This window comes from Hyella patelloides LEGE 07179 (genome assembly GCF_900659865.1).
GTDB lineage: Bacteria > Cyanobacteriota > Cyanobacteriia > Cyanobacteriales > Xenococcaceae > Hyella > Hyella patelloides.
On the sequence record NZ_LR213828.1, the window covers coordinates 16,782 to 29,386 of the forward strand.

The window sequence follows — 12,605 nt, forward strand, 5'->3', positions numbered from 1 at the left end:
AGGGCTTTGCCCTAGCTATAAGCTGTAAGCTGTAAGCGTTTGAGCCAATCAGATAGAGCTAAGGACTCAACCTGATTGTAGACGACCATCAAGGTCGGAGCCTTAAACTCAATAGCTTAAAGCTATTAGCTTAGAGCTATTAGCTTTTCAAGGTAAGTAAGAATAGTTACCACTGACTTAAATATTGAGATGCTACAGTAACAATGCTAGAGTTTATTCCAGAATCGCTGCAATTAAGTGAGGAACATCAAAGATTTCTAGTTGAATTAATCGGAAGATCGAGTCTCTTCGTTTTTGGTACTGTAATTGCCCCCCTATTTGGGCGAATTTTGCCTTTTTTATGTTGGTGGATACTTAAGTTAGTCCAGCGATTTGTTCCCTTAAATACTACGGTTATTTACGATCGATTGATTAAACCCGTTAGAAACTCCCTCGTTACAGTAGGAGCATTAGTCTTTATCGCTCTATGTTTGAATTTGTTCGATCGATATCTGAGAATTTATCAATTCCTAGGCTTTTTTATCTATTTAGCTTTGGCAGTTAGTATTGCTTGGTTTGCTTCACGCATAGCTCAACGAGTGATTCGGATCTATGCCATTAAGTTAATTCAGAGGCTGGGTGGAGAAGTCAATGAAACCGCTTTAGTCTTTGAAACTTTAACCAATGCCATTATTATTTTGTTCGCTGTTTTGCTCTTTGCTCAAGGCTTGCGACTTAACTTAGTTGCTATTTCTGCCAGTATAGGGGTTGGTGGGGTTGTGGTTGCTTTTGCTGCACGACACGCACTAGAGAGAATAATTGGAACAATTGAACTGTTTTTAGATCGTCCTTACCAGCCAGGAGAATATATTCAGGTAAATTTTAATCCTTATGGTGAGGATGTGTATGGTCGTGTTGAATCAATTGGCTTACGTTCTACCAAAATCCGTACAGCAGGTAGAAACACAATCATTTTTGTTCCTAACTCAATTATGGCAAGTAAGAATATTGAAAATATTAGCAGAGGTAAGAAAGTTGTGGCGATGCTCTACCTAGATTTTTTTCGACGTTTAGAAGAAAGCGAACAAGCATTAGTCAAACGAATTATTGTTGAGAGTACAGACACATTTTGGGGCATAGATAAAGCCAACACGAGAATTCGTTTTTCTCAACCAGAGGAAAAGCCAGGAACTCGCGCTAGAATCAACTTTTTTCTCTCCAGTTCGGGAGAAGATTCTCTTGCTTTACGCAAACGGCTGGTAGATTTAGCCAATAATACGATCGCCCGTAAACTTTTAGCTTATAATATTAAATTCTCGATGCCAGAACCAATAGTATATATCGATTCACCAATGACAATTTAGAGAATACTTTGACCTACTCCGTGCAATAAATTGACACGGATTCGAGGCTCAAACAGAGATAGCAGTCTGAGACTGTCTTACATCTCCTCCCCTCAAAGTTGAAGCCCCAACTTTTAAGATTACCTGACTAGAATGTAACTTCTTTCAAGTTTTGTCCTGTACTAAGATCTACAGCTTCAAAAACAAGATAATTCCCAAGAATTTAACGATCGACAACTTATTTAGCAACACTCTCATTTTTCTGCTGTGTAAAGAGACTCTTGAAATTCTCGACCCATCACACTACCAAATTGAGCCCAACCCATATTAGGACTTCTAGATAGAGTAGACTTAATTCTTTGGAGTTTTTTTCTCAATCCCATTAATTTATCAGCATTAGGTGGCAAAATTTCACTATAAGCTGATACTAATTCCTCATTGGTTGCCTTATTAAAATCAACGGATTTTCCAGCTTTGATTAAATTCCGAACGATAGGTAACATCTTATTTTCTCAATTATTTATTTAATCAGATAATTTTAGAAACCCAATTATTTAATTTGTGTTGACAAATCTTATAAATTTGAGTTTCTCATATTAGACGAAAATTTCAAGCCCGTAGTCAAAACAGGCAAAACAGGCAAAATAAGCTATCTCCTGTTCAGGATTGATGCTATTTATTTGTGTCGCTTTAATCATAGCTCTTTTCGCTAGCGTTGCTGAATTCTTACGTTGTCGGTAGTGTAGCAAATATCTTGAAAAGGTCTACACTTCATTAATCTTAATCAGACTATCCAACAATTAATTAATCTTGGCTATCTTCTCTATACAGGGTCAAATCCCTTACAATAGCAAGGCGTAACTAGAAATTAGATTACTAACATTCAGTAATATGAGCAATACGATTTTTGGCAAAATTATCCGTCGCGAAATACCAGCAGATATTGTTTATGAAGACGATTTGGCTTTAGCTTTTAAAGACATTAATGCTCAAGCACCAACTCATATTTTAGTTATTCCCAAAAAACCAATTTCCCAAGTTTCCCAAGCTACTCCAGAGGATCGAGACTTGTTAGGACACTTATTACTTATAGTGAAAAAAGTAGCAGAAGAAGCAGGTTTGAAAAATGGCTATCGTGTAGTAATTAATAATGGTAACGATGGCGGTCAAACAGTAGACCATTTACACTTGCATATTTTAGGCGGACGACAAATGCAATGGCCTCCTGGTTAATTTAAGTAAGATATATATTGAGAAGGGTTAACATCCGTTAGCCCCGAAAACAATTTATTTGTCTCTTTTATTTGCCTAATATGGGACTTCTGATAAATTTATTATTTTACTTAATTAATTAATATGAAAACAGTTATTAAAGAGCGTACCTCTAAAAATTTTAAAAAGCTCCAAGCTCGTTTAAGGGGAGCAGTAGGCAAAGCTATACATGACTATAACATGATTGAAGAGGGCGATCGCGTCATGGTATGTCTGTCTGGGGGTAAAGATTCTTACACTATGTTGGATTTGCTGCTTAGTTTACAGCGAAAAGCTCCTATAAAATTTGAGATATTAGCAGTTAATTTAGACCAAAAACAACCAGGTTTTCCCGAACACATATTACCTAACTACTTAGACTCATTAGGTGTTTCCTATCGCATAGTCGAAGAAGATACCTATAGCACCGTTACTAGAGTAATTCCTGAAGGAAAAACCATGTGTGGTTTGTGTTCCCGTTTGCGTCGCGGAATCTTATATCGAGTAGCCCAGGAAGAAGGGGCGACTAAAATTGCATTAGGTCATCATCGGGATGATATTGTAGAAACCCTATTTTTAAATATGTTCCACGGTGGAAGATTGAAAGCTATGCCACCAAAACTTTTAAGTGACAATCGAAAAAATATGATTATTCGTCCTTTAGCATATTGTTCGGAAAGGGAAATTATTCGTTATGCCAATGCTAGAGAGTTTCCCATCATTCCCTGTAATCTTTGTGGTTCTCAAGAAAATTTACAACGGGCTAAAATCAAAGAAATGTTGCAGGCTTGGGAAAGAGAATCTCCTGGTAGGATTGATAGTATTTTTCGTAGTATTCAAAATGTCTCTCCTTCTCAGTTAGCAGATCGAGAATTGTTTGATTTTGCTGATTTAGGTAAAGCAACCGATATCTAGTGTTGCAATACTGTTCCGCTCAGCCTTCTTTACTTATTGGAATGTTCGATAATTACGCCCCACTTCCCTATTTGACGCAAGCAATCAGCAATACTTCCTCCATAAGCTTCATGAATTGCACCTTCTGAACTCATTTTTACTCAAACTTTAAAATATAGAGACTGAGGTTGTTTGGAACAAAAATACTCATCATTGAGGATCAAGAAGACTGGGAAGACAAGAGAGACAAGGGAAAAATTCAATAGTTTGATCGATCGCTAATTAATTGACAAAGCACCACTGACTACTGACTACTGACTCCTTCATCCTTCATCAAGATGTTCCCTTAAATAAACCTTGGGGACGAATAAATAAAATTAACACCATCATTAGTAAAGCTACGCCCAGCTTATACTGTGAACCCAAGATCGGAACACTTAACTCTTGAGCCAAGCCAATTACAAACGCTCCTGCAATTGCACCATAAGGATTACCAATACCCCCTAAAATAACCGATGCAAACATGGGTAAAATCAGAAACCATCCCATATTAGGACGTACTGCGGTAATTAAGCCATACATTCCGCCAGCAAAAGCGGTTAAAACTCCTGTAATAATCCAAGTCCAGAGTACAACTCGCTCGACATTGATACCCGATACCCTGGCTAAATCAATATTATCTGCCACCGCTCGCATTGCCTTACCGATCTTGCTATTCTGCAAGAGAAAATAAACACCAGCGATCGCTAAAATAGTCAAGCCAATGACAACGATCCGATAATAAGCAATTCTGAGATCGCCAAACTGCATCGCTTGAACTACTGGTAAATCATAGGATTGATTGCTACTTCCCCAAATTAACAGAATGAGATTACGCATAAATAGAGCCAACCCAATAGAAATAATAATTAGGGTAGTGGAACTAGCTCGGCGATCGCGCATAGGCTTCCAGAGTAATAACTCAGCGATCAGCATTCCGATAATCGTACCCACTGAACCCAACAACATTGATAACCAGATATTCAGCCCTTGAGTATTAGCTAACCAAGTAAGATAAGCTCCCAGAGTCATATAATCTCCATGAGCAAAATTAGAGAGACGCAAAATACCATAAGTAAGAGTCAAACCAATAGCTGCTAGAGCCAATACACTACCTACAGCCAGACCATTAATAATTAACTGGGGATCCATCCTATTACTTTCTACGAGAATGGCTATATTCTACAGGAAGGTTTCAGTATTCAAAAAGCTAACGATCTTTAATTTAAGAATCAATGTCCATTATCTATTGTCTAAGACATCTCTAACATCTTCTGAATTGGTTTTAATGCAGCAACTCGAATGTCTTCAGGTAACGTAATTTCTGGAGTTTTATTTTTCATCGCCAAATACAGCTTTTCTAAAGTGTTTAAGCGCATATGGGGACATTCATTACAAGCACAATTATTCATTGCTGGTGCGGGGATAAACTGCTTGTTTGGTGCAGCTTTTTTCATTTGATGGATGATTCCTGGTTCGGTTGCGACGATAAACTTATCGCGATTGCTATTCTGACAGTATTTAAGCAAGGCTGTAGTAGAGCCAATATATTTAGCGTGACGCAGTACCGCAGGTTCACATTCAGGATGAGCAATAATTTCTGCGGTAGGATGTTCTACCTGTAGCTCGATCATTTTCTTTTCTGAAAAGGTTTCATGAACAATACAGCTACCTTGCCACAATACTAAATCTCTACCAGTTTGTTCTGCTACGTAACGTCCTAAATTACGATCTGGAGCGAAAATAATTGGTTTTTCTGGGGGGATTTGCTCGACAAGTTTAACCGCGTTAGAACTGGTGCAAATGATGTCACTTTTGGCTTTAATCTCTGCGGTACAGTTAATGTAAGAAATCACTAAATGATCTGGGTGAGCATCTTTAAAAGCCTGAAACTCTTGTGGGGGACAGCTATCGGCTAAGGAGCAACCTGCATTTAAATCGGGCAATAAAACCAACTTATCAGGGTTCAAAATCTTGGCTGTTTCCGCCATAAAATGTACCCCTGCAAACACAATTACCTCTGCATCTGTATTAGCTGCTTGCTGTGATAAACCCAGAGAATCCCCAATATAGTCAGCAATATCTTGAATATCTGGCTCTTGATAGTAGTGAGCTAGAATAACTGCGTTTAACTCTTTTTTTAATTCGTTAATTGCTGCAAACAAATCTTGGGGTATTGGGTTTTTTGGAGGATTAGCAGTAGCAAACATAAGATGGGGTAGTTTTTACCTAAAAGAAGAATTTTGATTGAAGATTATCTTTACTTATCTCACAATTATGGTATCCCATTTTACTTTTAGAATGCTCGTAGTAATTACCGTCCAGATTTATTATTCTCGTTTTTGTCTGACTCAGGTTTTACAATAAACATTTCAATTACGACCATCATTTTTAATTGATCACCGTTACTCCGCCTTAAAAAGAACGGGGCTTATAAACTCTTGAATGCGATTCAAGAGACAGCCCCTCCGAAGCCTGTCTTGATGCGCGTTCCCTTGCGCGACCGAAGGAAGTCCTTTAGGGTCTTACGCCGACGCGGGGGTGGATAGGGGGGACTTCAACAGCCCGCAATCAACTGTGGTCAGCAAAACATCAAACCAGAAAAGTCCCCCCATCCCCGCACATCGCTGCGGTGACCGTTGGTCAATATTTGCTGGTAAAATTAGTACAAAATAACTTGCTTAAACAGAAATGAAAATTATTTGTAGTCAAAGTGATTTAAAAAACAATTTGGCTTTTGTGAGTCGTGCTGTACCAGCGCGTCCCGAACCCTTAGTATTGGGTAATATTTTGTTGGTAGCGGATGAAACCAGCCAAAAAATAACCATGACGGCTTTTGATGGTAGCTTAGGGATTCGCGCTAGTTTTCAGGGGGAAGTGGTTGATGGAGGGACAGTAGCATTACCTGCGAAGTTATTTAATGATATTGTCTCTCGCTTACCAGAAATGGAAATTACCCTCGATTGTGGGGATGGTAGGGAAGAAGATACTAACTTAGTTGCTACGTTAAGTGCAGCTTCGAGTAAGTTACAAATCAATGGGATGGATGGCTCTGAGTTTCCTGAATTACCCACTGTAGCTAGCGATAATGTTGTGGAGTTACCTATCAATATTTTACTAGAAGGATTAAAAGGTTGTTTATTTGCAGCCAGCACAGAATTAGCGAAACAAGTATTAACAGGGGTACATCTTTCCAGTTCTCAAGATGCTAGTGCTGATGATGCCTTTTTAGAATTTGCTGCGACAGATAGCCATCGTTTATCTGTAGTGAGAGCTTTTTTCAATGACTCTGAGGTAGAAGAAGATACTCAATCAGACATCGCTGAGAATCTAACCGATTTAGCTGTAACAATCCCTGCTAGAGCTTTAAGAGAGTTAGAAAAAATGGTTAGTGAAGGGCAATCTACATTTAAGATGCGCTACGACAATAGCCAGATAGTTTTTGAAGCAGGAGAGCGAGTTTTAAATACTTTGAGGCTTACTGGTGCCTATCCCCCTTACGAGCGTTTGATACCTGCTACCTTTTCTCGTCAGATAACTTGCGATCGCAAAAGATTAATTAGTAGTCTAGAATTAGTCTCTGTTTTAGCACAAAAAAATAATATCGTAAAATTTAGTTTAAATAGTACCGATGAAGAATTAACTCTCTCGGTAGATACTCCTGATGTGGGAAGTGCTAAGCAATCTCTACCAGCAGAAATTACAGGAGAAGATATTGATATTGCTTTTAATATTAAGTACTTAATGGATGGCATTAAAGCGATTTCTTCGGCGGAGATTAAGATGCAGCTTAATGAATGGAATCAGCCAGTGATTTTTACCCCTTTGAGTGGTTTACAGGTTACTTATTTAGTAATGCCCGTACAGATTAGAAATTAGTTGGTCATTGGTGGTTAACAACTAACAACTAACCATTTTACAGACGCGACGGGGCGTACAAGCTTTTGAGGAGACCTCAAAAGACAGCCCCTCATATATCGCGTCTCTAACAACTAACAACTAACCATTATTCTGGTTCTCCGCCTTGAATTTTCAAGATTAAAAAGCCCCAAGCTAGTCCTACTAAAATCAGAACAGCAGAGAGGATTGCGCCATTAAATAGCATACTTTCTGCGGACATTACGGTTTCTCCTAATTACTTATTTAATACTGATATTGGATAGTTGCTGCTTTTATAGACAAATATGTCTTAAGCATTTATCATCATATATCTGAACGGACAAACTACGTGCCTCGATATTGACTGTCCAAAGTTTTTAACAATTTGGAATCATCAACTACTTTTATAATGACGTTGACTATTGGAGAGGTATGGACTTGAATTACAGAGGTTACGTACACAATAGCTTTCATTGAGATCATTGTACCAACATATAGCTTTGTACCAATCTATTTTTGTCGTTAATTGTCTGAATTTGCCTATAAAATCAATGAAGTTAATTAATACTGAAATAGAATCTTAAATCCCAGCCATCTTAGTTATTTTAAATTATTAATGTCCCAATTACCTCATTTAGCTATCACAATGGGCGACCCCGCAGGGATTGGCTCAGAAGTCATTCTCAAAGCTCTAGCCGATCCTACAGTAACCACAGATTGTCATATTAGCATTATAGGCGATCGCTGGCTACTCAAGGCTACCTATCAACATTTATTAACTCAAACAGATATCTCTTTAAAAGAACTTGCTAACCCAGATAATTTATCTATTATCGATTGTCCTGGGGAGGTTCAAGTTGCTTTAGGAGAAGGTAATTTCTCTACTGGTGCTGCTAGTTTTAATTTTTTAACTACCGCGATCGATCTCACACAACAGGGTAAATTTCAAGGTATTGTCACCGCCCCCATTGCCAAAAACCTCTGGCAACAAGCAGGGTATAATTACCCTGGACAAACCGAAGTATTAGCCGAAAAAGCAGAAGTAGATCGCTTTGGGATGTTGTTTGCTGCTAAATCTCCCCACAATGGTTGGATATTAAGGGCTTTACTCGCTACTACCCACATTCCCTTATCCCAAGTCCCTCAAGCTTTAAATCCCGAATTGATGTCGCGTAAATTAGATTTATTGTTAGACTCTTTAAGTACTGATTTTGGGATTGATGATGCTACAATTGCGATCGCAGGTTTAAATCCTCATAGTGGGGAAGCAGGAAACTTAGGTACAGAAGAGGTAACTTGGTTAAACTCTTGGCTAAAAAAAGAACAAGCAAAACGCCCTAATACGAAGTTAATTGGTTTAATTCCCCCCGATACAATGTGGGTTAAACCTGGTCAAGCTTGGTTTGGTAATAGTGGTAAAACACCTTCAGTAGCAGATGCTTATTTAGCTTTGTATCATGACCAGGGATTAATACCTGTAAAACTAATGGCATTTGATTGTGCTGTTAACACGACCATTGGTTTACCTTTTGTGCGTACCTCTCCCGATCATGGTACGGCTTTTGATATTGCAGGAAAAGGTGTTGCTGAAGCTAATAGTATGAAAGCTGCAATTGAATTAGCAGTGGATATTATTAAATCTCGGATGAAATTCTCTAAAAGCTTTGTGAATAGTAATAGTCAATAACAGGACTTAAGAAGTAGAAAAAGTAGAAGCTCCTAAAGGAGATCGCGTGCAGATAGTGATTTGCGGTAAGTTTTTACCCTATAAGAAATGGTAACTTGCAATCATTTAGACTCGATAATCGTCGATGAAATATTCAGTTTTTGCAATTATTTGAATGATTAAATCGCCTAAAGCTTGAGCAACCATCCTATGACCAGAAGTACTAAAATTAATGCCATCTTGATGTATTAACTTATGAGGGTTATCAGCATCCATTAAGGCACTGGTATCAAAAAAAGTATTACCTGTTTCTTGGGCTATTTGCTGTATGGAATTATTGTAATCTTCAATGATTTGATTCATCCCAGTGTTTCTTTGATAAAGCTTGGGGTTTGTCGGAGAAATACCCATTAAAATTAAAGGCTTATTCGGACAAGCTTTATCTTTGTATCGAAGTATTTTAGATAGTTTTTGGCGATATTGGGGCAAAGGTACATTCTGTCGTTCTAAATTATTACCCCGTAGCCAGCAATCGACAACTCCTACCTGGATGATAATAATATCAGGATCGTAGTAAGAAAATATTTCTGGAAGTCTAGCGGTTAGACTTGTTATGCCAAATCCTCTTTGTGCCAAGCTATTATTAACTCTAACCTTTTTTGAAAAAAGGCGATCGCTTATTATATCTTCAAGTATTTGCGGATAGGTATCAAAGTATTTTGTCGCCATAAAAGGATTAAGTTCTGGGTCAAATTTCTTTAAATTCCACGGAACTGGTTGGCTTAAAGAATCGCCAGCAATTAAAATTAGAAAGTTTTTTTTGTTTTGGCGAGCAATAATTAGTTTTTCAGCTAATACGTGTCTTTTATTTAAAAGTGAATCTGATATTTCATTATGGGTATTCTTTTTGATTGAGTTATCAAAACTATTAAGGTATTGTTCTGCTTTATCTAAAAGAGATTGAGCTAATGCCTGTTCTGTAAGTGATAAAAAGTCTACTATATTAGGATGATTAGATATTTGGTCAATAGGATTGGTTTTATTCTTGGTTATTGTTTCCTGGCTATTATTACCATCAATTTTTTCTGGGCTTAAAGTAGATTTTGAGTCTCTTGACTTTGCTTGTCTATTGGCTATATCTTTGTCTGCTTCCCCTGATTGAGAGCTAGTAAATAAACGATCGCGCAGCACCTCGCCTTGGGCGAGATCGCTTTTAGGTACTGGATTATCGGGAAGTTTTGGATATTTTTCAGGTCTAATTTGAGTTGTTTTAATTCCATAGAGATTTCTCTTTACAGTGAATCTATAATTTTCACTACCCTCTTTTAAGTAAGCTTCTTCATCAGTAAATAAAAAAGAAATCAGAGCATATCTTTTACCTGAATGTATATTTTTGACTTCATGATACAACGAGCCAGGAAAAATAATTGCTGAGTATTTAGGTGCAGTAATTATTTGATTGCTATATTCAGGGAAGCATAAACCACCACCTTCATAGTCATCATTTAATAAAAGACTTAACGCATATCTTCTGTGAAGAAAAGGAGCAATTGTATCGCGATGTTTAAAAAAACGTCCGCTTTTTTCCCCATCATAACTGGCGATCTTATAAGTCTCACGATGAGTAATATCAGAATAAAATACTTTACTTATTTCAGGCAATAATGATTTTGAAAGCTTATTATCTAGAGTATGAATGAGTTTTTTTGAAGGTATTATATGGTTTCTGGATTTATTATTTCTATTATCTTGGTAAGCGTTTCTGACGTGATTTTCTAGATAATTAATTAGTTCTTCGGCTAAAAATATTGATACAGTATTAGGAACAATTAAAATAGGAGGATTAATTGAGTTATTATTTATTTCGTCTATTTTAGGCAGCTTATTAATTAATTTATCAAGTCGATCGCCACTTTCTTGTTGAATTACTTTGAGATTGAGATCGCATAAAAATATTTTGTATTTAACTGATGGTTCATCTACAAAAAGATTATAAACATTCTTGTCAACAAATAGCTTTTTATCCTTTAAACCAATATCCTCATCGGTAATAAAGAAATTTTGATAATTGCACTTATGCTTTAAATTAGACAAAATTTCATTTCTATTAATACTATGATGAAAAAAAATTAGCAAATTAAATTGTCCAGCTTTTACTTGTATATCTAAAGTGCGTTCTCTATTAATAATAGAGAAATTAGGAACATAGTCTCCAGTTTCGATAACACTTGAATAAAGTTGTTGGGAATTTTTAATATGAGAATACATTATTGATAAAAATCAAAGATTACTATTGATTAATAGATTTAATACAAAGTATTGTTACATAAATAATATCAAAATTAATTAAATCGGTTTTGTAAGTTTTTTACCTCAAGATAACTATTTATTTTTTAAATAATATTTTTTTGCTTTTTTGAAACATAATTTTTTATAATCTTACTAATTAAAAATTTTTAAACTGGCAATCAAGATAATATTATATTATTATAATAATTAAAGTACTTTAAACAGAAGATAGTTTTTATTTTTCTAACTTAGCTAATAAAAAACCTATTTGCAGCAACTAAATTATATTTGCTATATTAGAATTTTTTAAAATATTTGCTTGAGTTTTTTTTAGATTAACTTGTCATTTATAAAAATAATTTGTTATGTATATAGTTACTGTAATCAAAAAATATTAAGTTTAAACTACTATTTTTTGGTTAATTATTTCTTTAGTTCAAAATTAGTATTTGTGTCTTAAGAATGAATAATTATATTAGCCAATTTAGCTCAAGTTTGAGCAGTCAAACTTTTTCTTTCAATTCAATTACTGAGTCTAACTTATTATCAAATACAAAGTACTCCGTACCCAAAGAAAGAAGCTTATTTAAAACCCTTCAAGAGCGATATACTTTAGTAATTATCGATCCTAGAGTTGACGATTTATCCTCACTTTTACGAGGAATTAAAAATAAAGCTACCGTAATTCTTCTCAATCCAGAACAAGATAGTATTCAACAAATAGACTCTTTAATTAAAAAGTACTCCAATGTTGATAGTCTTCACCTCATATCTCACGGTACACCAGGTAATTTAGAACTCGGTTCTACCAAGCTGAACTTAGAAACAGTAGAGCAATACAAAGAAACTATCCAATCTTGGTCATCTGATCTTCGAGGTAGTTCTTTTTTTATTTATGGTTGTCAAGTAGCTCAAAATGATACTGGCAAACTATTTCTTCAGAGATTACATCATCTCACTCAAGCTAATATTGCTGCTGCAACCAATAAAGTAGGTAACAGCGATCAAGGAGGAACTTGGCTTTTGGATTACCATATCGGACAAGTTACCAACCAATCAATTTTTCTTTCAGAAATAATAGGTGCTTATTCAGGTACTTTTGATCCAAGCGATGATAATTTGATTTTCAATAGCCTTTTGGAATCAGAACTCCAATCAGAACCAGAGCCTGAGCCCGAGCCCGAACCCGAACCCGAGCCTGAGCCTGAACCCGAACCCGAACCCGAACCCGAACCAGAACCAGAACCAGAACCAGAACCAGAACC

Annotated in this window: 11 protein-coding genes and 1 pseudogene; 7 read left to right on the top strand and 5 right to left on the bottom strand. The window is 36.3% G+C overall.

Going from position 1 to position 12,605, the window contains the following annotated elements:
- Positions 1-203: 203 nt before the first annotated feature.
- Complete coding sequence (locus H1P_RS12005) at positions 204-1,343, top strand: mechanosensitive ion channel family protein (protein WP_144867352.1); 1,140 nt, start codon at positions 204-206, stop codon at positions 1,341-1,343.
- Between the two features lie 233 nt (positions 1,344-1,576).
- Here H1P_RS12005 and H1P_RS12010 read toward each other — a convergent pair whose 3' ends face one another.
- A complete protein-coding gene (locus H1P_RS12010; protein ID WP_144867354.1) occupies positions 1,577-1,825 on the bottom strand; it encodes a hypothetical protein in 249 nt (82 codons plus the stop codon).
- A 388-nt stretch (positions 1,826-2,213) separates the two neighbouring features.
- Here H1P_RS12010 and H1P_RS12015 point away from each other — a divergent pair, with 388 nt between their 5' ends.
- Both H1P_RS12015 and ttcA read left to right on the top strand, forming a co-directional pair.
- Positions 2,214-2,555 (top strand): histidine triad nucleotide-binding protein, encoded by a 342-nt coding sequence (locus H1P_RS12015; protein ID WP_144867356.1) that lies wholly within the window; start codon positions 2,214-2,216, stop codon positions 2,553-2,555.
- A 123-nt stretch (positions 2,556-2,678) separates the two neighbouring features.
- Positions 2,679-3,488, top strand: coding sequence for a tRNA 2-thiocytidine(32) synthetase TtcA (gene ttcA / locus H1P_RS12020; RefSeq protein WP_144867358.1), 810 nt, complete (start codon positions 2,679-2,681; stop codon positions 3,486-3,488).
- 312 nt (positions 3,489-3,800) lie between these two features.
- On the opposite strand, the gene H1P_RS12025 is transcribed toward ttcA, so the two are convergent.
- On the bottom strand, positions 3,801-4,658 hold the full coding sequence (locus H1P_RS12025; protein WP_144867360.1) for a branched-chain amino acid ABC transporter permease: 858 nt from the start codon (positions 4,656-4,658) through the stop codon (positions 3,801-3,803).
- Positions 4,659-4,759: 101 nt separating this feature from the next.
- On the bottom strand, positions 4,760-5,716 hold the full coding sequence (gene nadA, locus H1P_RS12030) for a quinolinate synthase NadA (protein ID WP_144867362.1): 957 nt from the start codon (positions 5,714-5,716) through the stop codon (positions 4,760-4,762).
- A 481-nt stretch (positions 5,717-6,197) separates the two neighbouring features.
- On the opposite strand from nadA, the gene dnaN reads away from it, so the two are divergent.
- On the top strand, positions 6,198-7,385 hold the full coding sequence (gene dnaN / locus H1P_RS12035) for a DNA polymerase III subunit beta (protein WP_144867364.1): 1,188 nt from the start codon (positions 6,198-6,200) through the stop codon (positions 7,383-7,385).
- Between the two features lie 127 nt (positions 7,386-7,512).
- On the opposite strand, the gene petM is transcribed toward dnaN, so the two are convergent.
- Positions 7,513-7,626 carry a cytochrome b6-f complex subunit PetM gene (petM, locus tag H1P_RS12040; RefSeq protein ID WP_144867366.1) on the bottom strand — a complete coding sequence of 38 codons (114 nt, stop codon included), beginning with the start codon at positions 7,624-7,626 and terminating at the stop codon, positions 7,513-7,515.
- Positions 7,627-8,001: 375 nt separating this feature from the next.
- Between petM and pdxA the strand changes: the two genes are divergently transcribed.
- Both pdxA and H1P_RS38225 read left to right on the top strand, forming a co-directional pair.
- Positions 8,002-9,072 (top strand): 4-hydroxythreonine-4-phosphate dehydrogenase PdxA, encoded by a 1,071-nt coding sequence (gene pdxA, locus H1P_RS12045; protein ID WP_144867368.1) that lies wholly within the window; start codon positions 8,002-8,004, stop codon positions 9,070-9,072.
- A 10-nt stretch (positions 9,073-9,082) separates the two neighbouring features.
- Positions 9,083-9,166 (top strand): annotated as a pseudogene (locus H1P_RS38225) (cyanase); the annotation flags it as partial.
- An 11-nt stretch (positions 9,167-9,177) separates the two neighbouring features.
- Here the strand turns inward: H1P_RS38225 and H1P_RS12055 are convergent.
- Complete coding sequence (locus H1P_RS12055) at positions 9,178-11,319, bottom strand: GDSL-type esterase/lipase family protein (protein ID WP_144867370.1); 2,142 nt, start codon at positions 11,317-11,319, stop codon at positions 9,178-9,180.
- 516 nt (positions 11,320-11,835) lie between these two features.
- Here H1P_RS12055 and H1P_RS12060 point away from each other — a divergent pair.
- Positions 11,836-12,605, top strand: a 770-nt coding sequence (locus tag H1P_RS12060; protein WP_222427030.1) for a DUF4347 domain-containing protein, incomplete at its 3' end; no start/stop codon positions are given.